The organism is Bradyrhizobium sp. 930_D9_N1_4, assembly GCF_052076015.1.
In the GTDB taxonomy this organism is placed as follows: Bacteria; Pseudomonadota; Alphaproteobacteria; order Rhizobiales; family Xanthobacteraceae; genus Bradyrhizobium.
The window spans coordinates 3348539-3369156 of sequence record NZ_CP197236.1 but is presented as its reverse complement, the minus strand read 5'-3'; the positions used below and the strand labels follow the sequence as shown (position 1 = coordinate 3369156).

Genomic DNA, 20618 nt, shown 5'->3' with positions numbered 1-20618 from the left:
ACCGGGAGTTACAAGGTCGAAGTTCCAGGCCAAGAACCGACATGGTTTTATTACGACGATGAACCGTCCCGCCGGCTACGCCCTGAGACCATGACGAGCGAACAGGCGCTGGAGGCAGCGAGGACGTTCGCCAGACAGCGGCGCGCCAAGGAATGACATGGTCCCGCGCGTTAGACGACCCCATCTCCCTGCCCTCCGGAAAGGCCCTGCGAACGCTCCAGGACGCCGCCGATCATATCCTCGCCCTTCCCAAGCGCGAACAGTCCCTGCCCCACTGGCAGACCGCCGTAGAGGCGCTGATACTGGCTGCGGAAGGAAGAGGTCCGGACATGCACGCGCGGATCGCGATGATCCGGGCGCTTACTGCCCGATCTGGATGAGAGACATGTTGTCCCAGTCGGCCGTGTCGCTGACACTGCTGCCGCCGGTCTGAGCGGGAAGCTGCATCATCACGTAGCGCGTCGCGGTGGCGGTCGGCACGACAATGTGGGCGTTGTAGCCGTTCTGGTCGAAGGGCACGGTGCCGTAGTCAGCGACCGGAGACGAGAGCGAGCCGTTCGAGTTGTTGCTGAACGCCAGCGAGCCCGGATCGAGGTAGCTCGCGCCCGTAAACGTGTCCTCGCCTGCCATGAGGTACGGAACGTTGATGGTGACGCTGGCGCCCTGGATGGTGCGGGTTTCCGCGCTGCGGGTCTGCCGGAGCTTGCCGCTGTTCCACGCCACGCCGCCGGGATTCTGGTTCGTGGTCCAGCCCGAGATATTCGCAGGGAAATCGCCGTTGGTGAGCAGGTTGGAGGCGAACGTCGTCGCGCCGGCCGCTCCGGTCTCGTAATAGTTGGTCCAGGTAATGCCAGTCTTGGTGCCGGGAACGCCGCCCGTGAACTCGTAATAGAGCTTGGAGCGGTTCAGGCCCGTGTCGCGCACGATCGATGTGCGGCGGTATCCGGCAATGCTGGGCGCGTTCGAGACCACGCGGATGATCCGGCCGTCCGAGGACTTCCGCATCTTGACCGTGTCGGCCGCGGCGAGATAGGTCCGGCCATAGGTCTGCGTGCCGACCGAAACCGGCACCTTGTATTGCGTGCCGGTGAGCGCGCCGGAGAAGTTGACCCACGCCTCGTCATAGGCCTGAGCCGCGATCACCATGCCGACATACCACTTCCCGAAGGTCGCGGCGGACGAGATCGAGTTCATCGTCGAGGTGACAGAGCCGTCCGTGTTGATCGTCAGGCTGAAGTCAACGGTGTAGCTGTTCGTGCCGTCCGAGACGGTCGAGGTGTGGGCGATCGTGACGGATGAGCCGACCGCAGAGGCAACGGTCGGGTCCGCATTCGCGCCGTCGAGCTTGACGGTCTGTGCGCTGGTCGTCTCGCCACCATGGTAAGAGCCGGCGAACTTGGCGCCGAGCTGCACGGCGTAATTCTGCGCTCCCGTGTCGTCCACCCAGGTATAGATCGGCGTGTCTGACAAGGGGTTTTTGTTGATGTTGGCGAACTCGAACACGCCCGATAGCCGCCACGGCTGCCATGGCGTGCCGACGTCCGTTCCCGCAGACCCACCCGAATTGCGGATAAAATGATAGGCCAGCGCCGCGCCACGGCTCGTCGAGGCCATGACATAGAAGCTGTTGGCCGTGTCAGGAACGATCTTCTGGCCGCGGGGACCACTCGCTCCTCCAAGGCCACCAAGCCGGCCGAATCCGCGCCCCAAAGTACCGAGCCTTCCAAATGACATGAGGTCTCCAAAGCAAAAAGCGCCCTCTTGGGGCGCTGTGTCAGGGCGGGTTGTGGGGTGGATTAACGGCGGTACTGCTTCAGTGCGATCTCGCCAGCACAGGCGAGGTATCCAGCGCCGTCAACGAAATCGTCTGCGTTCACTTCGCCGGTCTGCGTTCTGGCGATCTTGAGAAGCGCCATCATGTTGCCGACGTCTACTGCGGTTAGTTCGACGTCCAAGCGCTTTCCGAGATAGGCAGACCACAGATCGGCGCAGCGACCGAAGTTATCCGCCATATCGCCGTGGGCTTGAGCGCGGTCTCCGCTGACGAGGTCGGCGGCCTTCTTGGCGATGTCGGAGGCGTTCATTCTTCGTCCAAATCCGGCGCGTTGAACTTACGTGGCTCTTGCGTCCATTCCCCGTCTGCGAAGATCACCGTGTCGCAGTCCGCGATCTCTCGTTTAGCCCGCTGGTCCCACCAGCGATGAAACACGCGAGGCCCGCCGAAGACGCGGTAAGCGTTCCAGTAACGGTCGTCGCGAAAGCCGACATAGTGGATGCAAGGGACCATGAAATCACTCTATCACAAAACTCTCGAAACACCTATAAAACTAGGCTATTCTTCACGAAATCTCGTTCTCGCCCCACCCGTCGCGCGCGGATCGCGGAAGGTCTGAACGAAGATGCGGCCCTGTTCGTCAACCTTGAAGTTGAGCTTGTGAATTAAGCCACAGTCGCAGCACTGCTCCTTGTACCCGCGCTTTGGGACTCTGATCCATTCCCCGTCTGTGACCTGGTAGTATTCGGATTTCTTAGACACGGATCAGCGCCCCCCTGAACTGCACGTGCTTATCGTCCCATTTGGTCACAAGCTCCGGGTACATCAACCGGCCCTCGCGATAGGTCAGGACCGCGAAGCCCGATCGCCAGTCGAGCGGCGCGTCCTCTGTGTACGAGAAAGCGCGATGCTCTTTGTCAGCCACGCAGCCAGTATCAACGCCATAACGATCAAACCGACCGTAGTCAGAAACAGGTCGAACGTTCTGGCAGTGAAGATGCCCCGTGACCATCGAGACGCCGGCATTGAGCGTGTTCGCCCGCGTCGCATTCATGCCGCCCTTGTAGCGATGCTTGACCATCGTGGCGCCACCATCAACGCCCTCGTTGATGAAGCAGGACATGGCTTTTTGCCAGACCGCGAAGTGGTCGGAGAGATGAACGCCCTTCACGCCTCTATACTGCGGAAGAGAGTTGGCGATCATGGACTCGAAGCGGGCGTCGTGATTGCCCAGCGTCCAGACCTTTTGCGTCCCACGCTTGCAGGCTTGAACCACGTCGTTGAGGTGATCTTGCGCAGCCTCGATCTCCTCCTGTGGATCTGGCGCCTTCTCCCAATTCTGGGGATGCCGGCTGATCCGCGGGAAGTCCATCACGTCACCGTTCAATATGACCGCGCTTGGCTGGATGTCCTTGCACAGCTTTTTGAAGGCGCGGAGGCACGTCGATTCCTTGCCGGGCCAGATGTGGAGGTCCGAGCCGATTAGAACGGAGCCGTTCTTGATGTCGAGGCGATGCCTGCCGGGATACTCGACATATTGAGAACTGGGCGCCCCGATGATGGCTCCTGCTCTCTCCAGGTTGGAGCGGCGCTTGTAGACACTGCGCTCGTTGATCTTCAGTCTCTCTGCTACTCCGGTTGCTCCGTAGCGCTTGAACAACGCCATGAACTGCTCATCAGAGCAGCGCTCCGTGCGGTTAGTGCTGCCCATCAGGTAAGCGACCCCGGAGAGAAGCAATACGTCGTTCTGCCGTAGCCGTTCTCAATGTACCACCAGACCGCCTTGCCTGTCGGGTTGTGCGTCTTCAAGACCTTGTATGCTTCGATCTTGTGACCTTCCGCCTCGACCGAGCCGTCAGGATTGATCTTGTAGTCACCCTCGTAGATGTGGCCGTCCGCTTCGTCGCAGCAGGACATGCCGGCTTCGTTCTTTTGCTCCGAGAACCATTTCTTGTTCGGGGAGTTGGCGTAGCGTCCGTCATCCTTTGCGAGCGCTGCCCCGCAAAGAAAAAGGCCCGTGAGGGCCATCATCGCTTTAAGCACTTCTTCCCCTTTTCAATATCGGCGTCAGAATATCCCCACGACTTCGCCAGCCGGATCATCTCCGCTTGGCTCATGTACCGGGCGTACCAGCGGACCTTGCTGCAATCGATGTCTACCGGCTGAGCTGCAAGGAGAAGCCCAACAAGGAGGATCATTTGCCGAGCGCCGTCTTGATGCCGAGCCAGACAGCCCCGACGAAGCCCGTAGCAATCACGGTAATTACCGCCTTGAACGTGTAACTCTGGGCTTGCTCGACGCTCTTGCGCCACTTCCGGAGGTGGGTGAAATCGGCCCGGATTTCCTTCCTGTCTTCGTCCTCGATTCCGAACGCTGACAGGATCACCGCCATTGTCCTGAGCGCGACTTGGTCTTGGTCCTGCCTTTGCTCGGCAAGCACTTCGTGAATGACGGCCCTGATCTCGTCCTGGTTCATCGCTTGATGATCCGAGCGACGTTTTCGAACGTGCGCTTGCCGAAATAGAAGGACATCACCAGCCCGGCCCAAATGCTGACATCGCCCTTCAATGCAGGCGTGCTGCCGAGGCCCAACACAGTGTCCCAGATGACGCACTTGGCGAAGAAGACGAGCACGATATAGAACGCCAACTTCTCCGGCTCCCAAGGGTGCCCGATCTCTGCAATCTTGAGCTTCGTCTGCTCTTGCGCCTCCGCCGTCTGCGCCGCGATCTCTCCGGCTGCCAGATCAGCAGCAATTCGATTATCGACGTTGCCGGCTTTGAGCTTGGCGTTGTAGGCGTCGATCAGGCCTTTGATGACCGGTCCGCCGAGAAAACTGATGATTGAAAGCCACATCAGGTCTTGGCTTTCTGTGCCTGGTAAGCCGCAACGATCGCCTTCAGTACGCCCGTCCAGAACACAACCGCGACCGCGCGCTCTTTCGACACGACCTGAGACCAATCGAGCCCGGTGATTTGGTCGAGGTATTGCACGGCGGTTGACATAAGACCCATGATGGTCGCCACCAGAACCGTGATCCAGTTCCAGACCCACAGAGCGGCGGATTTCACTTTGTCCCACATGGTCTACTTCCTGTTGAAGATGGCGGTGAAAATGGATGCGATGAACGCGCCGAGAGAGCCCGGAGTCGGATTGGTGACGGAGGGCTGGGCTGGCGTTGCGGGAGCGGCCGGCGTGATCTTGGCGCCCGTGAAGGTGACGGTCGGGTCCAGCGCCATCAGCGCTACAAAGAGGGCCGCGCAGCCCATTTGCGGATCGACCTTGCCTGGGTCATAGACGCCATCACGGACGTATTTCCCGGCGCGATATTGGTCTGTGCCGGCCCAGAGATAAGGCGATGACACACCACGGGCCGCGTAGCCGATGCCGTTGTAGGTCTCCAGCGCAGTCAGGGCGGCGGCAATCGACCAGTCCTTGTGCCGAGCGAGAAAAGGCGGGCACTTGACTAGCGCATCGATCGCGGCGGCCTCCCAGCTATCGAACGGGCCTCGTCCAGCCGGAACGTGGACGGAGACCTTATTCCATGGGTCGCCCTGAGCGAGAGAGGCCCGCCAGTCCTGCGAGGATTCCCGCTCATGGATTACTGCGATAGCAGCCCACGGGACGCCCGTATCCCGCTCTACGGCCTGATAACGGGCCTTGGCCTTATAGAGCCGGGCGGCAATGCTCCGCGCCTCGGCCCCACGGGTCAGCTTGGCATTTGCCCAGCGCTTCGCGTTCGCCGCCGTCAGGGCGTTAAGGTCTACCATGGGTTGCTCATTCTGGGTTTGTGGTGGTATTGGATCAGCCGGGCAGGGAGCGCGGCTTATGGAACAAAGGTCTCCGGCGATCGACTATTTGCGCGCGTTCGCCGTCTTGTGGGTTGTGCTGTACCACTTCTGCTCAATCAGCATTTTCAAGACCGGCTATTACGGCGTGGTCCTGTTCTTCGCGATCAGCGGCTATTGCATCACCATCAGCGCAGCGAGCGCCAAGACGCCTTGGCAATTTTACGCAAAACGCCTCGGTCGGCTAATGCCCGCGCTGGTCGTTTGCAGCCTGATCACTGTCGCCTTCAAGCACCTAGCGCCGCATCTCATTGAACAGAGCCGGCTCGTGCCTTGGCGCGAGATGTTCTATAGCTGGATCGCTCTACCGACCCTCAACCTGCCCGGCTCCGATTACTTGCTGCCTGACAACGCCTACTGGTCGCTGATCGTCGAGTTCAAATTCTACGTCGTGGTGTTTGCGATCCTGTTGCTCGGCCTGCGAAACTGGCTTCTACCGGCCGTCTGCGCCTATGCCGCTATCAGCATGATGCTCGCCAGAGGACCGACGCAACTGGACTTCTATTCATTTTTCATTGCCGGGATCGCGGTCGCAGAGCTGCGTAACCGGCCTCTTTGGGGCGTCCTCGGCATCGTCTTTGCCTTCGGGTTCGAGGCGGTCATGCTGGCCTACGGCTACACTCAGCCATCGGCTCCGATCACCCTGTCCCGGTCTTTGGTGCTATGGCTCGGCACCGCCGCGCTCGTCGCGGCATCTTTCTTTAGCGTACCGGCCCTTATACAGCGGGTGTTAAAGCCGATGGCTTATGTTGGCCTCGTCAGCTACCCGCTCTACCTAATCCACCAGGACGCCGGAAAAATGGTCCTCAACGCCTTCGGGATCGATTACAGCGACGCTTTCGGGAAGCGGATGATCGCGCTCTTTGTTGTTCCGGCCGCGCTTACGCTTGTGGCCGGCATCATTCATGCACTCGTGGAAAAGCCCCTCATCAAGCCACTTTCAGCTTGGCTGACTTCAACACCGGACCGAGACTCAGTAAATTCAGAGCCAAAGGGTGTTTTGAGATGGACGTCTTCCTAGGGATCGTGTTTGCCGGATGCGTTCTAATTGTCGTCGGGGGAGGGTTCATGTTGTTCGGGCGGGTTTAGTATGACGTGTAATTCGGATTGAACTTGGCGGATTGGACGATTGTGTCGTTGTAGTGAGAACCGCCAGACATTCCATTTTCAACTACATGCGTGCATGTCGCCGCAGCTTGCACCTGCCCAAGCTGGTTGTTGCCGCCAGTATAGTTATTCGGCCCAAATTGTACGACGCCAGTGCACGTCAGATTTGGGTTGCCATTCCCACCGGTAATGTTTTTTAGGTCAACCGTCCCTGCCGCTGTTGCCGATATATCAATCTGAACACATGCCGGCGCCCCTTCGCAATGAATACCCACACCCGTCACCCAGCCGCCCAGGATCTGGAGCGCAGGGGCTGCCTGCACTGGCAGCCCCGACGAACTTCCACCCGTGACCAGCGTGTTGATATCAATGACTGTAGTTCCGAGATTTAGACCTGAAGCGTCGGTGTTGCCGAGCTTCACCATCGGGAAGTTGGAGGTTGCTCCGCAAGTAACCTTCCAGATGGTGAACGATGAGCCGCCTCCGTAGGACTTTTCGTAATGCAAGCACCCGCGACCGCTCGCGCCGTTCGATAAAATCGCGGTTTGATAGACACCGCCGAAGTCCTGGCTACAATTCGAATGCACCATGTAGCCTGTGCCAGACGACGAGCGAACTTCGAGATGCCACAGCGACGTCATAAAGCAGGCGAAGTGCCAATTGGGGTCGCCCAACTCTATAAGGATCGTCGCGGCGGATTTTGCGGCGCAGAAGCTCAGTGTTGAGCCGGTCTCTGCCTGCCCAACCAGACGAACGCCATTCGCAACGATCAATGATGCAGTGCTAACGCCGCAGATCATGAACGAGCCCTGCGGCACTAGGCACGCCCCACCCCAATAGCCGCCAACATCGTATGACTGCGTCGATTTGAACCCGGCGGACCACAGGCACGCTTGCGCGGCGTCAAAGTTGTCAGTCGCAGTGCCGTCAGAGCCATTCCAATCACCAACAGCGCCAAACTGCGCGATATTCGCCCCCGAGGGGTCTGGGACAAGTTGGTAATTGTTGCCGACAACATCAGTGAACGACCCCAAAGGAACAGAGCAGCCGGTTACAGTGATCGACGCACCAGATCCACCTGAAGGCAGGCCGTTGGCTGGAGAACTCGTATCGGCCGCGCTCCCGATCAACTGATATACCTCGCCAACCTTACATTGGTTGCCCGGCGAACCAGAGACGTCAACAGCCGTGATCGCGCCGCCAGATACCGTGACCGTTCCGATCACGTAGGGTCGCGAAGAATTCTGAAACAGCGCTCCATAATACGGGCCGCCATTCGTGTAGCCAGTTCCTCCTGTGATTGAGAACGTTGAAACGAAACTGTCCACCACAGGTGACGAGCCGATATTTTTGAATGTGGCGCCACCAAGATAGCCAGACGATGAATAGGCCATCGTGCGGACGAAGGTGAACGCCGACAGATCCAGAGCTGCTGCCGCCGCCCGGCTTGCGAACACCGGGACGGCCCCGCTCGCAAGCATCGAGCTTGTGACCTTGCCAGCGCCAATCGCGGTGACGCCGGACGAGTTGAGCGTGACGTCACCGGAGAGCGTCCGGCAAATCGGATCGGCCGCAGACTGGCCAACAGCGAGCTGGGCCGATCCACAGAGCAATGAGGTGTAGCCGCTGACGCCAGGCCCCTTGCCGATCGCAAAGGCGTGGTTGGTGACTGTGCTGTTCTGGGCCTGAGCAGAGACAATAAAAAAGGCCGCCGAAGCGACCGAAAGAGCGACCTTATAGAGATATCTCATATTGCGTATCCGACCCCCGGAACTCGCCTCAGGTAAATGCTGCCGTAGTCAGAGGCGATGACCCACGAGGACCGCCCCTGTATTTTCTCCGAACCACTCGGGTTGACCGTGATGTTGTAGGTGCCCGCCTCGCCCTTCCAATCTGCAACAAGGGTGTCGCAAATCTTGTCCGTTGATAGCGGCATGTTCAAGATCATCGGCCCGCTGGCCGTCAGATTGACGCGGACCACACTGGCGTCATTGTCCACGTTCACGGCAACGCCAGACGTAATCTCAAGGTCGATGGTCTTCGGAATGTCCCTTGCCAACGCCACCACGGCGACCTGGGGGCGCGTGGTGAAGTTGACTGCGGATGTCGTGCCGTTCGAATTGTAGAGAACGGTCGCGCGGGTAAGCGTCAGCGTTGCGACGCTGTAGACCCCATAACCAACCTCCCATTCCGAAAGGTCGAAGTTCTCTGCGCGATAGCGGTAGGTATCGCCATCAACCGCGCCTGCCGATGCTGGCGTTTGGTAGCCCTGCACCGCGGATGAAACGACGAAACTCCCGGTCCCTGTCGAGGCCGCCCGAAATCGGGTGATGTCGAGGAACGACTGCATCTAGCCGTCCCATTTCGCGAGCATGAGCATCCCGGCAATAGTGCCGGTCCAACTCACACTGGCATTGTTCAAGTTGGTCGTCTGTTCAAGGCACGTCGCGACATTGATTCCGATAAACGGAACGGGCGAGTATTGGGCGGTTGAAGTGTGATTGTTCAGGTTGTCAACCGACGTGCCATCAATTCGAACCTGAGCAATGCCCTTGATGCCGGACATAACGGTCGTTGAATTCCAGCCGATGCCACCAGCCCACGCCGCCAGCACCTGGTTGTTCGTGGTGCCAGATCCGCCCTGCACCATTTGCGAAAAGGAAATATCGACATTTTCCTCCGGCAGCCCGCAGAAGACAGTTACCGAATTCGCGGTGCTGTTGTTGGACGGCCTGACCGTGTTCGTGGTGTAGGTCCAAGATGCCGTAGCGTCGCCGGCCTGAAGGACGACCTTCTTTCGGTTGTAGGCGTTCCAGACGCCCCACTTTCTGGACTGGCCGTAAGTCGGCAAGCACGAAACCTGACCGTTCGTCCCGTCCATCGAAATAGAACCGACATAGGTCCCGAGGTTGGCACCAACCGTGTATGTCGTCGAGCCATTCCTAGCGGTCATTGACACCGCGTTGGTCCAGAGCCCCTTGACGCGGGCAAGCTGGGTAGTGCCGGCTCCACTACCGCGCGCGCCGCTGCCGGCCGTGGCCGTAGACCATGCGGGGCCGGTCGCAATCGTCACCACGCCCGAATTGCTGAACACGAATACATCGTAGATGGCGTTCGCTGCATGGCTTGAAACCAGCGAAAGCGTCAACTCCGAGAATTCGGTCGGTATCATCGAAGACCCGTTGTAGATCGGCAGGAGATTACCGACGAACGGTGTGTAATAGACTGCCGTCGCCGCGGTCACGTCGGCGACGAGGATTGGCGTCGAACTTGTCAGCGTCAGGCGCCCTTGCGGAGGCGGTACAGCCGGGGTTGAGCTTGACGCGTTAATCGCCGTCCATACCGCCGTGGATGACGTCCCCGTGGTCGTGCAGACGTACAGGACGGAGTTGGTATAATCCCAATAGAAATCCGGGAGGACGCTGGACGAGCCCGCCGTACCCGCCACGGACCCATTTGGAGAGCCTGATCCGGTCGAGGTCTTGGCCACCAGCAGGGAGTCACGATGAGAGACCGGGTCGGCGGTCCAGATGATGTTGTCGCTGGCATCCTTCAAAACCACCTTGTATTCGAGGTCTTGAAGGAAGATATCGACGGCTGGGCGGCCAGCCGAATTGAGCACAACCGGGTTCGGATTGGCGACCGCAAGCGCCTTCGTGGTATAGGTATTGAGCGGGGTCGAGGTGCCGGTGGCGTAGAAATACAGCTTCCCGCCGGAATAGACGTCGGGCGTCGAGTCCGTGAACTGAGGAAACGGGTTGATAAAACGTCCGGCCATTGATGGTCCTCAAAGGAAAAGGCCGCCCTGGTGGACGGCCCTAATTCTCGCGTTGATCTGGCTCTGCGTGCCTTACCCGCTAGGGTTTTGGCTTTTTGTCTTCTGCGCCGGCGGGCACTGGGCCTTGCAGTTGCAGCATCAAATCCTTGACCGGCGCACCAGTCTCGCGGCTAACGTTGATCGCCAGCATTGATGATGCATTCCGGAGTGCTTCCCGGTTCGCTATGCTCGGCAGTGCTGCCGCCCGCTCGTATGCCTTCGACCAACGGGAAACGCTGACGGCACCGGCCGGAGATGCCAGCATCTTGGCGACAATCGCGCCGCTGGTGGCCGTGGCCAGTGTCGTCAGAGGGGCAGCCAGGAAAGAACTCGCAAGAGCGAAAAAGTTGACGTTTTGGGCTGTTCCGGACGGGTTGCCGAACTTCGACCCGACTTCCTTCATGCGCTGCGAGATCTTCGCGATATCATCCAAGGCCTGTCTTTGCGGGCCGCTCATACCGAACAGCAACGCCTTTGCTTCTGGCTTGTAGGTATTCCATGCCGACACAAACACGTCGGGAGAGAATTGCCCAGTTCGAGGCGAAACGCCCATATCCCGGATCATGGCGCTAGCAAGGTTGCCGCGGTCACTTTCCGGGATGGCGCGAAGCACGCGAGATAGCGTGTTGATGTCGCCCCGAGCCCCTGATTTTGCGTAGGCGTTGATCGCGCTGTAAAGCGCCTCGTCAGCGCGCCCCCCGCCCTTCCCCAAAACGTCATTAGCAAGGCGCTGGAGAGGGCCAATCCCAACCTCCATCGAAGATGGCCTGGTATTGGCGGCCACTTCAGCGATAGCCCCACGGGCTTCTGCTCCCCTTTGAAGCGCATCCGCGTAAGTACGCATGATTACGCGCTGCGGCTCAGTAAAGAGCCGGCCGGCAACGTCGCGCCCCGAACCGTTCAAAAATTCGCTAATGTCATCGACGATCTTGCTGGCGGGCTTGGCGGCGGCACCCTCCGTAGCCTCAGAGAGCTTATTCCAGACGCCGCCCCTGATCGCCTGCATGACTTCGGGGTCGCCTCCTGTGGCCTCTCCCAGGCGCGTCAAAAGCCGGGACGACACGCCCTTAGCGCCGATCTGGGAGGCCCCAAGGATGTAGTTCGAAACTTCCTGAGGTGTGACCTCCCCAGTCACGATCCTGTTAATAATGCGGTCGGCGTCGTCCCGATCATTGTAGAAGCGCTGCCGCCAGCTTGCATTGGCCGCGCGAGCATCACGAGCCGCTTGTAATCCTTCTTGGCTTCCAGAAAACAGGGCGTTTTCGAAGGCGTCACCCTGCCATTCGTCAAACTGGCGCATGATGAGGCGAGAGGCGGCGCGGTCGGCGTCGTTGTTCGCCGCCTGCGACATGCTGCTCAGGCGCTTGCGAACCTGCTCCATCCCGCGCGCATCGACCGCGGCAATGTCGGCAGGATTTGGCGCCCCAGGCCCAACCCTGTTGGGGATGCGAAGTTCGGAGAAGCCCCGCAATTCCTCCATCATACGATTGGCTGCCGGCGTCAGTTGGGCGTCTACAGCCCTTCCAGCGTCATCCAGTGCCGCAGAAACACGGTTGTGAACCCCTCGGACGGAGTCGGCATGGATCGTGGCGTCGCTCTCGCCGGCCACGCCATAAAGCCGGTCCTTGGTGGCTCGCGCCTCTTGCTCGCCAGCCCTCAGCCTAGCAATCAGCGTCTCGCCCATGTCCTGTGGCGACATGTTGCCGACAGCCGCGCGGGCGCGGGTTAGAGCGTCGTTTTCGACGCCAGCAACGGCATTGTTGGCGCCTTGAACATTGCGCTCCCAATCGGCGAGGACCGCCGCATCGCTTTGCTGCGCCGCAGTCTTGGCAGCCATGGCCTCTCGCTCGGCAGCCGAGCCGATCGTCTGTCCGATGTTATGGGCCACATTCGGACCACTACCGCCACCGAACTCAGAGGCGACTTTGCCGGTCGCCTCTTCCAACTGCCCGGAGAGCCGACCTGTCGCCTTCGGGATCGCGTCACCCACGATCGGAATATTGCGGATGGCCTGCCCGGTTCGCTGCGCAATCATGCTATCGCTGGCGATGGCCTGCGGCACTTCAACCGGGCTACCAGATGCTGCTAGACGGTCAGACGCCGCCGTGACCTCATTTGGCGCCGCCGGAGCAGAAGCGGCGCGAGGCCTACCACGACTTGCCGCCGCCGCGAGCGCCGTGTCCACATCGCTCTTGGCCGTTTCGTACATCTTGGCCGGATCATCCTTGGCCGCGATATCCGGCGCAATGACGCCACCAGCCGCATGCTCAAGGTTTGCCATCGTGTGGCCCACGATGGACTTGACTGTGCCAGTTACGGGAGAGAGAGCAGCCTTGACCACGCCGAGCGGCGCCGCCGCGGTCTTCAAGAGACCAGCAACCTGCCCCTCCTCGACGTGGGTCTTCGCGACGTCGGCAAGGCCAGTCACCTGCTTGACGCCGCCCATAAACTCACGGCCGATCTCGTTCGGAACATCAGTGACGGCATCTGACCAATTGAACCCGCCCTTCGCATCCTTCTTGCCGCTCTTGAAGGAGTCAAACTCCTTCGGGTCGAACCCGCCAGAGGACGGCGCGCTCGATGCCTTGAAGCTTTCGAACTCTGCTGGATCGAAATCCATCAGTAGCCCTCTTCCTGCATCTTCTTGTAAGCCGCACCCTTGTCGCCGCCATTCTCCCGCATAATCTGGCTGAAACGATCGGCAGGCTGCGGCTTTGCTTCCTGCTTTGCGCCACCGACACGGCTCGCCCGCTCAGACCGGAAGCCAGCACGCGCCTTCACTGGCGCAGTGTGCGCCATATCGATTTCCTTATTGAGCTGGTCCAAGACAGCCTTATAGGCCTCCGGCCCATCGGCCGTGCTCAACATTTCGCGCGCATGCTCCTTATCGGCGACAGTGCCAACGCCATTGGGATTGATTGCGCGAGCGTAGGTGTTGATAATCGTGAGGTTGGCGGCGCCGAACCTCTTCAGATCTGGATCGCTGGTATTAGATTGGTACGCCTGCAATGCTTTGTTGACCGGAACCCACTTCGTACGAGAAACCGCATCAGACGCTTCCTGACCGAGCTTGATAGCGCCCTGAGCCTCGATACCAGCCGCGGACATCTTCGCTTCCTGAGTGGCCGCTGTTCGTTCGCGTGAGGTGTCACCGACCAGATCAATGCCGCGCTGAACCATTTCCGTCGCAGAGATGTTGCGCTCCTTGGCAATTTTAGCCACAGCCGCATCAATCTTCGCAATATTCTCCGGCCCCTGTGCACCCCGGCCGTAACCTGTCTTGACGCCCTTCGCACCCTGAAGGATCTGCTCGGCCGCAAAATTGGCCGTGTCATCGTCGATTAAGCCGGCTCCACCAGCGTTCTTGTAGGTCTCCTTGCCGCTCGCCATATCGACAACGGCTTCGCCGGGAGCAAGGATGCGCGGAACCTTAGCCTTCGCCGCTGCGGCAGACTGAAGATAGCCCGGATCTTGAGGGCCGCCCGATAGTGGCCGGTACTGTGTCGCGCCCTCTACCTTGCCAAAATCCGGATTCTTCTCAAAGCCATCCGGCGTCGGGTCGTCCGCTTGATCCGCGCGTTGCTTTGCAAGTAGATAGTTACGATCCGCGTTCGTCTTCTGGAGTGCGAACGACCGATCCGTATTCCCCTGCTCCCGAACCGCCTCCTGCTTACGGAAGCTCAAGGTCGGGTCTTCCGTCTGCGCAATCATCTGCTTCAGCAACAGCGGAGACGGCGTATTGCGCCACTGCGAATAGGCGCGATCGTCGAGCAGCCCTTTGGCGTGCATCCGATCCGCAGCCTCAGCCCATCGCTGGGGGAACTCCGGCGAGTTCTGGACAGCCGCGAGCCCGCGCGCTTCCGTGCCAAGTTCGAGTTGCGCCTGCTTGAACTGGGCCTGTCGGTTTTCGGTATCAGCCGCCTGGAGCTGCGCGGCCTGCTTAAGCGGCGTCGCAGGGTCGAACTGCGGAACCTGAGCTGCGAGCGTGTTGTCGATGATCGACATCAGTACAGCCCTCCGATCTGGTTGCCGTTGTAGTTCGCCAGATAATTCGAGCCGCCTCCATAACTGGACTTGCCCATCTGGTTGTAGAGCGAGAGCGAATTGAGACCGCTATCGATGCCCTTGACCGTGCCTAGGATGCCGGAGGCTTCGGCTGTCCCCGCCGCCATGGTCGAGTTGGCAACGTTGCTGGCGGATGCGCCGACCTGCGTTCCAACGCCCGTTCCGATCTGGCCAAGATAGCCGCCGGCCTGGATGCCCTGACCAGAAAGGCCAGACAGCCGGGTCAGGTAATTCGACAGATTCTGAGTGGCGAGCCCGGCACCGTATTCCGTCTGCGCCCTGATCTGGTTGCCGCCGAGAACACCGCCCTTGGCTGCCGCAGAATTGTCCAGCGCCTCGGTGCCGCCCTTGAGTGCGAACTGGTAATCAGGCGACTGCTGGAAGCGCTGCAAGGCATTCTGGCCGAGAGCAGGATCTGAACCATTGATGCCGTAGAACGACGCGAGGAGGTTGTTTGCGCCGGTTCCGGTATTGATGAACGGCGTGAGGTTTGCCGAAGCCTTATCGTAATTCTGCTTCTGGTAATCCATCGCCTGCTGCTGGATCGCAGCGGCTTTGTTGGCGGCGTTCTGTTGCGCGGACGAGGCAGCATTGGCGCCATAGATTGACGCGCCCGCGCCAAGCGCTCCAGCAGCAAGAATTGCGAGTCCAGTCCCGATCATGAAGCAAAAATCCTGAGATGGGTATTCTCGCCGGGAACATACCCGCGGCGTCGGTAGAGACGCGCAAAGGCCGCGTTCTGTTCACCCGAAAGGTTAGCGCCAATGAAGACCTTCGCGCCCTTACGCTTCGCCTCAGCCTCAAGCTCGTCCAACAGGTCGCCGCCCACACCCTTGCGGTGCTCCGGCTTCACCCACCAGAAGATTTCCTGACCAATCAAGGTCTGGACATTCGCATAGAATGGGAACACGACGCAGGCGGCCATGCCGACAATCTGTCCAGCAGCCTCCGCAACCAAAAGCACCCCGCCAGACACGCCGCTAGTGACCGCAATCAGGGTCGCTGTGAACGACGGCTCGTCAAACGTGGTGAACGCCTCGCTACCCGAGTGCTCGAAGAACGCGCGGCCCATTTCGATAAGCTCGCCCAAATCGCCGGGTTCAGCCGCCCTGATCTCCGCTCTCATTTCAGGACAAAGCCTCCGGCCCCGGAATCCAGCGCGTCATTATAGATCGCGAGATAGAGCGAAGCAGCGACGACGTCGCCCGTGCTGGCCTGGGCCGATCCGTTGGTTTTGTAGGCCTTCAATGTCGCCAAGCTACCGTCTCTTGCCGCCACGTTCATAGTCACGCTGCCGGTTGAGGTATTTGCTGCCACGAAAGCGAACACCTCATAGTCGGCGTATTGTTTCAGCAACGGCGAGGCATCGAGCGGCGTCAGGGTGATGACGTTCGTTCCCGAAGCGTTGCACGGGATGACCCGATTCATCCCCACAATAAAGTTATAGAACTGAGACAGCATTTGGATGCCGTGATCGGTCAGGCATCCCGTTTTGACGTCCACCACAGCGAATTGCTGGTTCGGCTTGACGATCGGCGTTGGGACGGCCGAGGTTGCGATCGTCATACGCCAATATACCCGTCGCCGTTTGCGGCGATGATGGTCCGCTTCACGGGGTCAGTCGTGGTCGCCTCAAATACGCGCTCTCTGGCCTGGCCCATCCGCAGCCAGCGGAGCCGCGTCCTGTATTGCCCGATTGCGCCGGCCGACCTCCACTTTTGGAGCGTCGTATAGGTGCGGCCTCCGTCTTTCGAAGACCTCAGCATCCATTGCGGGTCCGAGCCCTGCCCCGTGTTGATGCCCACGCCGGCCTCGATATCCAGTTCAAGGCGCGAGATAAACAAGCGCTTGCGGTCAGCATGGATCGGAGGCGACGTGCACAGCGCCTGCGTCGTGCAGCCGAATTCGGTGTAGGTCGTCGCGCTCAAATAGCCGATCTTGCCGGAGAAGGCGTCCCCAACCAGCACCTTGTCGTAGCAATTGGCAACACAGTTCACCCGCCAGCGGCCAAGAGATCGACCGTTGATGTCCCACGATTCCCGCTCATGATAGAGCCCCGTCGAGATATCGAACACAAAGGTCTTGTTGGCCGAGACGAATTGCAGGACAACGAATTTGTGCCCCGCCCACGAATAGGCGAAGGAAAACGTGTCAGAAACCGTCCCATAACTCTGCCATTCAGCATCGAGGGCCGGCGTGCTGATGCCGATTGGCGTCACACCATCAAGCCTGTAATGCCGCCGGTCCTCACCCAGAAAGAACGCGGTGTTATCCTCTTTTGCAACGGCCCTTGGAGCGGCTAGACCTCGCTCGATCACGACGCCTGGCACGCGCTCAAGCGGCATATTGGCCGCGCCGATGTCCTGCCATGGCTCAATAGTCGTGTCGCCAAACACCAGCAGGATTTGCTTGGTCAGGACGACAGCCTTGACATTGTCGGGGCGAGTTTCAGCCGAAGCGAACACGAGAGCATTATACGACGTGCCGTCAAGCAGATCGGAGCCGAAAAACTTGTTGGTGCTCTTCCAGTCGTAATAGAACCTCTGATCGAAGAACTGTACGGTCTCCGCGGCGTTGAAGTCCGTATCGGTGATCAGGATAAACCCAAGCGTCGCGCTATAGAGATATCCGTTCGTCCCGTTGACGATGACGAGTTGAGAGCCGTTGTCGTCCATGGACACCGGAGACGTCCCGGAGATAGATCCGCCAATATCCGTCGCGATCCCAAGGGACGAAACCGAATAGAGGCGGCGCCCCGAGACGACGTAGAGGACGCCGCCCATGACGTGGAAGCCACGAACCGGGCCTGATCCGCAAGTCGCGAAATCAACGATGCCGGGGTGCCCGAACACAGCTACGTCAGTCTTTGCGTCCGGCGGCTGCCGTTCGGCATACATATTGACGACGCGCTGAGCGGAGATCGGCAGCGACGGGCTCTTGTATGAGTTCGTCGCGAAGGGAATTTTCATCGGCCGTTGTCAGGCACGAATTCAAGGGACAGCAGCTCGCTCTCCCACCAATTGGCTTCCTGGAGATATTGCGCAGCCCGACGTTCTATGCGACTGCGCTTCGGCTCCGGAACGTCGTACTCGTCGGCGATCTCGTCTGCCAGTCCCCACTCTATAGCCCTGATCCACTCCTGAGGAAGGTCAGCGTCATCGCCTCCTGCCGTGAAGTCCTCGATGGGCTTCGCGATGGTCATTTTGATGCCTTCGCCCGTCGTAGCTGGCGCCGGCCACACGTAGAGATACCCCGCACCTGTTTCGCGCCGGTCATAATAGAAGCTGTTGACAGCGCCGGTTGAGGTCTTGTTCGGCATGTCCTGGTATTCGAGGCGATCCATCTCACCGAGAGGGACATCGATCGCGCTGGTGAAATTGTAGCGCCGCGCGTCGATGACGCGGAGCGGCCTCACGAGACTGGTCTGATACGAAACCACGAGATTTCCGACCGCGGCGCTATCGGTCAACACCGTAGCGAGAGTTACGGTCGTTCCAGACGGAGCCCCGTTGACCGTCGTCCACTGGAATGTGCCGTCGTCGAGCTGGATGCCGATTTGATAGGTCGTCGCAATTCCGGTCACCGAATCCAGGATGATCGACGTCACGCCAGCTTCTGCGGCCGTCGTAATCGCGGTCTCAACCCAACTCTCCGTGGCGTGGTCCGTCGATGACGAGCCGATGGAATAGCGAACTTGGCTGATCTGAGGGAACAGGATTGATTCCATCGTCTTCCAGATCTGGATGCCGCTTCCCTGCCAATGCTTGACCATCGTGTTCAGGGCTTCAGCGGCATCGTTCATGCTCTCAGAGTCAGGCGTTTCGCCGGATTCGAACGCGCCTACCTTCCGAAGGGCGGATTTGATCAACTGATCCCGGTTGCGGGAGAATGTCGTCGTTCCGGAAGTGCTCATCCGATGTCGGGCTCCGAAATCGCCGAATAGTTGATGACGGCCGACCCAGCCGGAGCGCTGTCCCCCAACTGGGTTGTCAGGATAAGGCTCGCTTCATCCGGAACGAACAAGATCGTGAACCTCTTCATACCGCCAGTGAGCATGACGCCGATCGAGTCCTCTGCCAAAAACCGCACCGACGAATTCACCAGAATGGTCGAGGACGAGGCCGTGGCTGCCGCACTCAATGCCGTGGTCAACGGCCCAATCACGTTGTCTAGCGGCTCTGGGCGCGGGTCAGGCACGTTTTGCAGATCCTTGCGACCGCGAACGAAGTCTTGAGGATGCCTGGTTTCCCAATCGTCGTGGCAAACGATCAGGCCATCCCAACGGCGGTTGGTTTGTGACGCCCTATATTTGAACCCGCACACCTCGCAGATGCGCCAGAAGTCTCCGGGACGATAGGCCATCTCTGACATCAGTTGGCTCCTGGCCAGTAGCTGACGCCGCGGATCAAGAGCGGCTTCCGCCTGATGGGCGCCGTGTCTTCGAAGGGCGCATCTGGTATTTCCTCAATGGCAAGCTTGGCGATGGCATCGAAGCCGAGGCAGATGCCGCCATTGTTGATGTAGCGCCGCGAGATGACCGGAACAGATTCGAAAAGAACGGCGTTAACGCCGGTTAGCGTGTAACTCGACACGCTGCCGGGCATCGACACACGGAACGATGCAGAGATGCCGGACAGCGTGAATGACCCGACCGAAGCTGCAATCGTGCGCTTCAGGTTGGCAGCCACCCCCGAAAGCACGAAGCTCCCGACCCCGGACGCCATCGACACACGGAACGTTGAGGCGACACCCGTCAGGGTGAACGAGCCGACAGAGGCGGGCATGGTCGTCGTCGAGGCGCCGGAGATTTGGCCGAGAGCAAACCGGCCTTCCGCATTGAAGCCGAGCACTTACGGAACCTCGTAGAAGACCGACCCCTCAAGCGTAGCTCCCGAAGCCCACCATGTCGTTCCGGTCGCGTCATACGTGACCCCGTTGGTGCTCCCCGGAACGACGGTGAAAGCTCCGCTCTTGTTGTTACCGCTGTGGTAGACTGCCCCGGTATAGTAATAGGTTGAAACCGAAACTGCTGGCAGCGTCACCAGCATTTGGCCGGCAGCCGTTCCGACCGTTGTCACCGTCACATGGAATTGCACAAAGACGATTTTCCCGACCTGCTTATATCGGCCGGTAGCGCTGACGGTTGTTGGCGATCCAACCGATGCAGTGACACTAGGCGAATAGGACGTAAAGGCAGAATCATCTCCGAGCGGAGCGCCAATGTTTGAGCGGGCCTGGGTTTTCTGTCCCGCTGTGAAAGCATTGGCCTCCTCGACAGAAAGCAGATCTTCCTTGAGAGCGACAATCGCAACCTGAGGCGCGGCGGAAAAGTTAATCTTGGACGTCGTCCCCGACGAATTGAATAGAACAGTGGTTCGCGCAAGGACGCCAGTCCCTGTGTTATAGGCGCCCTCACCAATCTCCCATTGGCTTAGATCCGAGCTTTCTGCGCGGTACTTATAGAGCCTGCCATTGACGACGCCGGCAGCGGTCGGGCTTTGATAGCCGGTTACGGCGGCCGAGAACGTCCAGTCTGTCGTGCTGCCGGCCGTTGGCGTATAGCGGCAAACATTGAGGAAGGCTGCCATCAGGCCAACGTCAGCACGCCGCTTGTGCCGTCGAAGTCCACCACGAACGAATTGCCGTCCGTGATCGTGATGTTCGTTCCGTAGTCGTAATAGCCAATCAACTGATCGCTTGCCGCGGTGTCATTGTAGAGCACGACATAGCGAAACGGGCCGATTGAACCGCCCGAGGCTGTCCAGGTGACATCCGTCAGAACCAGCTTGTAGGTGCCCGAGGTCTGCGCAGACGATACCTGAGCAGATGTCGCGCCGCCCGTCGTGTACCCGTTGCCGTTCGCAATCTGCGTGATGTTGGCAAGGACGGTGTTCGACGCAGACGGTGCAGAATTGGTCAGCACGACCTTGAGCGTGTCGGAGCCGAGATTGTGGACCTTCTCTGCCACGTCCTCGACGAAGGAGTTGAACTTGCTGAAGGTTGCCAC

The 20618-nt window shown here is 59.6% G+C and carries 24 protein-coding genes; 1 reads left to right on the top strand and 23 read right to left on the bottom strand.

The window, feature by feature from the left end:
- Positions 1–360: 360 nt before the first annotated feature.
- From AB7532_RS15700 to AB7532_RS15660, 9 genes are all read right to left on the bottom strand, one after another.
- Positions 361–1734: a hypothetical protein gene (locus AB7532_RS15700; RefSeq protein WP_441235680.1), complete on the bottom strand. Its 1374-nt coding sequence runs from the start codon at positions 1732–1734 to the stop codon at positions 361–363.
- 62 nt (positions 1735–1796) lie between these two features.
- Positions 1797–2084: a DUF6378 domain-containing protein gene (locus AB7532_RS15695; RefSeq protein WP_441235679.1), complete on the bottom strand. Its 288-nt coding sequence runs from the start codon at positions 2082–2084 to the stop codon at positions 1797–1799.
- Positions 2081–2287, bottom strand: coding sequence for a hypothetical protein (locus AB7532_RS15690; protein WP_441235678.1), 207 nt, complete (start codon positions 2285–2287; stop codon positions 2081–2083). Before AB7532_RS15690 ends, AB7532_RS15695 begins: the two co-directional genes overlap by 4 nt.
- 241 nt (positions 2288–2528) lie before the next feature.
- The gene (locus AB7532_RS15685) at positions 2529–3440 is read right to left on the bottom strand and encodes a metallophosphoesterase (protein ID WP_441235677.1); all 912 of its coding nucleotides are present in this window, start codon (positions 3438–3440) and stop codon (positions 2529–2531) included.
- A 44-nt stretch (positions 3441–3484) separates the two neighbouring features.
- Complete coding sequence (locus AB7532_RS15680) at positions 3485–3817, bottom strand: hypothetical protein (protein ID WP_441235676.1); 333 nt, start codon at positions 3815–3817, stop codon at positions 3485–3487.
- A gap of 151 nt (positions 3818–3968) precedes the next feature.
- On the bottom strand, positions 3969–4250 hold the full coding sequence (locus tag AB7532_RS15675) for a hypothetical protein (protein ID WP_441235675.1): 282 nt from the start codon (positions 4248–4250) through the stop codon (positions 3969–3971).
- Positions 4247–4630, bottom strand: a complete 384-nt coding sequence (locus AB7532_RS15670) for a hypothetical protein (RefSeq protein WP_441235674.1) — start codon at positions 4628–4630, stop codon at positions 4247–4249. The genes AB7532_RS15675 and AB7532_RS15670 overlap by 4 nt, the downstream gene beginning before the upstream one ends.
- Complete coding sequence (locus AB7532_RS15665) at positions 4630–4857, bottom strand: hypothetical protein (protein ID WP_441235673.1); 228 nt, start codon at positions 4855–4857, stop codon at positions 4630–4632. Before AB7532_RS15665 ends, AB7532_RS15670 begins: the two co-directional genes overlap by 1 nt.
- 3 nt (positions 4858–4860) lie before the next feature.
- Positions 4861–5544: a hypothetical protein gene (locus tag AB7532_RS15660; RefSeq protein ID WP_441235672.1), complete on the bottom strand. Its 684-nt coding sequence runs from the start codon at positions 5542–5544 to the stop codon at positions 4861–4863.
- 58 nt (positions 5545–5602) lie between these two features.
- On the opposite strand from AB7532_RS15660, the gene AB7532_RS15655 reads away from it, so the two are divergent.
- A complete protein-coding gene (locus tag AB7532_RS15655) occupies positions 5603–6643 on the top strand; it encodes an acyltransferase family protein (RefSeq protein WP_441235671.1) in 1041 nt (346 codons plus the stop codon).
- Between the two features lie 64 nt (positions 6644–6707).
- Here AB7532_RS15655 and AB7532_RS15650 read toward each other — a convergent pair whose 3' ends face one another.
- The 14 genes from AB7532_RS15650 to AB7532_RS15585 all read right to left on the bottom strand — a co-directional run bounded on the left by AB7532_RS15650 (position 6708) and on the right by AB7532_RS15585 (position 20618).
- The gene (locus tag AB7532_RS15650; protein ID WP_441235670.1) at positions 6708–8480 is read right to left on the bottom strand and encodes a hypothetical protein; all 1773 of its coding nucleotides are present in this window, start codon (positions 8478–8480) and stop codon (positions 6708–6710) included.
- Positions 8477–9079 carry a hypothetical protein gene (locus AB7532_RS15645; RefSeq protein ID WP_441235669.1) on the bottom strand — a complete coding sequence of 201 codons (603 nt, stop codon included), beginning with the start codon at positions 9077–9079 and terminating at the stop codon, positions 8477–8479. The genes AB7532_RS15650 and AB7532_RS15645 overlap by 4 nt, the downstream gene beginning before the upstream one ends.
- The gene (locus AB7532_RS15640) at positions 9080–10507 is read right to left on the bottom strand and encodes a hypothetical protein (protein ID WP_441235668.1); all 1428 of its coding nucleotides are present in this window, start codon (positions 10505–10507) and stop codon (positions 9080–9082) included.
- Between the two features lie 79 nt (positions 10508–10586).
- Entirely contained in the window at positions 10587–13166 is a 2580-nt protein-coding gene (locus AB7532_RS15635) for a hypothetical protein (RefSeq protein ID WP_441235667.1), read from the bottom strand.
- A complete protein-coding gene (locus AB7532_RS15630; RefSeq protein WP_441235666.1) occupies positions 13166–14551 on the bottom strand; it encodes a hypothetical protein in 1386 nt (461 codons plus the stop codon). The genes AB7532_RS15635 and AB7532_RS15630 overlap by 1 nt, the downstream gene beginning before the upstream one ends.
- Positions 14551–15141, bottom strand: a complete 591-nt coding sequence (locus tag AB7532_RS15625; RefSeq protein ID WP_441235665.1) for a hypothetical protein — start codon at positions 15139–15141, stop codon at positions 14551–14553. Before AB7532_RS15625 ends, AB7532_RS15630 begins: the two co-directional genes overlap by 1 nt.
- A gap of 128 nt (positions 15142–15269) precedes the next feature.
- The gene (locus tag AB7532_RS15620; protein WP_441235664.1) at positions 15270–15737 is read right to left on the bottom strand and encodes a GNAT family N-acetyltransferase; all 468 of its coding nucleotides are present in this window, start codon (positions 15735–15737) and stop codon (positions 15270–15272) included.
- Positions 15734–16177 carry a hypothetical protein gene (locus AB7532_RS15615; protein WP_441235663.1) on the bottom strand — a complete coding sequence of 148 codons (444 nt, stop codon included), beginning with the start codon at positions 16175–16177 and terminating at the stop codon, positions 15734–15736. The genes AB7532_RS15620 and AB7532_RS15615 overlap by 4 nt, the downstream gene beginning before the upstream one ends.
- Complete coding sequence (locus AB7532_RS15610; RefSeq protein WP_441235662.1) at positions 16174–17580, bottom strand: packaged DNA stabilization protein; 1407 nt, start codon at positions 17578–17580, stop codon at positions 16174–16176. Before AB7532_RS15610 ends, AB7532_RS15615 begins: the two co-directional genes overlap by 4 nt.
- Entirely contained in the window at positions 17577–18524 is a 948-nt protein-coding gene (locus AB7532_RS15605) for a hypothetical protein (RefSeq protein ID WP_441235661.1), read from the bottom strand. Before AB7532_RS15605 ends, AB7532_RS15610 begins: the two co-directional genes overlap by 4 nt.
- Positions 18521–18982 carry a hypothetical protein gene (locus tag AB7532_RS15600; protein WP_441235660.1) on the bottom strand — a complete coding sequence of 154 codons (462 nt, stop codon included), beginning with the start codon at positions 18980–18982 and terminating at the stop codon, positions 18521–18523. Before AB7532_RS15600 ends, AB7532_RS15605 begins: the two co-directional genes overlap by 4 nt.
- On the bottom strand, positions 18982–19461 hold the full coding sequence (locus AB7532_RS15595; RefSeq protein ID WP_441235659.1) for a hypothetical protein: 480 nt from the start codon (positions 19459–19461) through the stop codon (positions 18982–18984). The genes AB7532_RS15600 and AB7532_RS15595 overlap by 1 nt, the downstream gene beginning before the upstream one ends.
- Positions 19462–20199, bottom strand: coding sequence for a hypothetical protein (locus tag AB7532_RS15590; RefSeq protein WP_441235658.1), 738 nt, complete (start codon positions 20197–20199; stop codon positions 19462–19464).
- Positions 20199–20618 (bottom strand): hypothetical protein, encoded by a 420-nt coding sequence (locus tag AB7532_RS15585; protein WP_441235657.1) that lies wholly within the window; start codon positions 20616–20618, stop codon positions 20199–20201. Before AB7532_RS15585 ends, AB7532_RS15590 begins: the two co-directional genes overlap by 1 nt.

Bases quoted from the DNA above. Each gene is read 5' to 3' on its own strand.
- AB7532_RS15685 (WP_441235677.1), bottom strand. From the start codon at position 3,440: ATGGCGTTGTTCAAGCGCTACGGAGCAACCGGAGTAGCAGAGAGACTG.
- AB7532_RS15660 (WP_441235672.1), bottom strand. From the start codon at position 5,544: ATGGTAGACCTTAACGCCCTGACGGCGGCGAACGCGAAGCGCTGGGCA.
- AB7532_RS15695 (WP_441235679.1), bottom strand. From the start codon at position 2,084: ATGAACGCCTCCGACATCGCCAAGAAGGCCGCCGACCTCGTCAGCGGA.
- AB7532_RS15670 (WP_441235674.1), bottom strand. From the start codon at position 4,630: ATGTGGCTTTCAATCATCAGTTTTCTCGGCGGACCGGTCATCAAAGGC.
- AB7532_RS15700 (WP_441235680.1), bottom strand. From the start codon at position 1,734: ATGTCATTTGGAAGGCTCGGTACTTTGGGGCGCGGATTCGGCCGGCTT.
- AB7532_RS15690 (WP_441235678.1), bottom strand. From the start codon at position 2,287: ATGGTCCCTTGCATCCACTATGTCGGCTTTCGCGACGACCGTTACTGG.
- AB7532_RS15675 (WP_441235675.1), bottom strand. From the start codon at position 4,250: ATGAACCAGGACGAGATCAGGGCCGTCATTCACGAAGTGCTTGCCGAG.
- AB7532_RS15620 (WP_441235664.1), bottom strand. From the start codon at position 15,737: ATGAGAGCGGAGATCAGGGCGGCTGAACCCGGCGATTTGGGCGAGCTT.
- AB7532_RS15590 (WP_441235658.1), bottom strand. From the start codon at position 20,199: ATGGCAGCCTTCCTCAATGTTTGCCGCTATACGCCAACGGCCGGCAGC.
- AB7532_RS15600 (WP_441235660.1), bottom strand. From the start codon at position 18,982: ATGTCAGAGATGGCCTATCGTCCCGGAGACTTCTGGCGCATCTGCGAG.
- AB7532_RS15610 (WP_441235662.1), bottom strand. From the start codon at position 17,580: ATGAAAATTCCCTTCGCGACGAACTCATACAAGAGCCCGTCGCTGCCG.
- AB7532_RS15605 (WP_441235661.1), bottom strand. From the start codon at position 18,524: ATGAGCACTTCCGGAACGACGACATTCTCCCGCAACCGGGATCAGTTG.
- AB7532_RS15645 (WP_441235669.1), bottom strand. From the start codon at position 9,079: ATGCAGTCGTTCCTCGACATCACCCGATTTCGGGCGGCCTCGACAGGG.
- AB7532_RS15640 (WP_441235668.1), bottom strand. From the start codon at position 10,507: ATGGCCGGACGTTTTATCAACCCGTTTCCTCAGTTCACGGACTCGACG.
- AB7532_RS15635 (WP_441235667.1), bottom strand. From the start codon at position 13,166: ATGGATTTCGATCCAGCAGAGTTCGAAAGCTTCAAGGCATCGAGCGCG.
- AB7532_RS15615 (WP_441235663.1), bottom strand. From the start codon at position 16,177: ATGACGATCGCAACCTCGGCCGTCCCAACGCCGATCGTCAAGCCGAAC.
- AB7532_RS15630 (WP_441235666.1), bottom strand. From the start codon at position 14,551: ATGTCGATCATCGACAACACGCTCGCAGCTCAGGTTCCGCAGTTCGAC.
- AB7532_RS15625 (WP_441235665.1), bottom strand. From the start codon at position 15,141: ATGGATTACCAGAAGCAGAATTACGATAAGGCTTCGGCAAACCTCACG.
- AB7532_RS15650 (WP_441235670.1), bottom strand. From the start codon at position 8,480: ATGAGATATCTCTATAAGGTCGCTCTTTCGGTCGCTTCGGCGGCCTTT.
- AB7532_RS15655 (WP_441235671.1), top strand. From the start codon at position 5,603: ATGGAACAAAGGTCTCCGGCGATCGACTATTTGCGCGCGTTCGCCGTC.
- AB7532_RS15665 (WP_441235673.1), bottom strand. From the start codon at position 4,857: ATGTGGGACAAAGTGAAATCCGCCGCTCTGTGGGTCTGGAACTGGATC.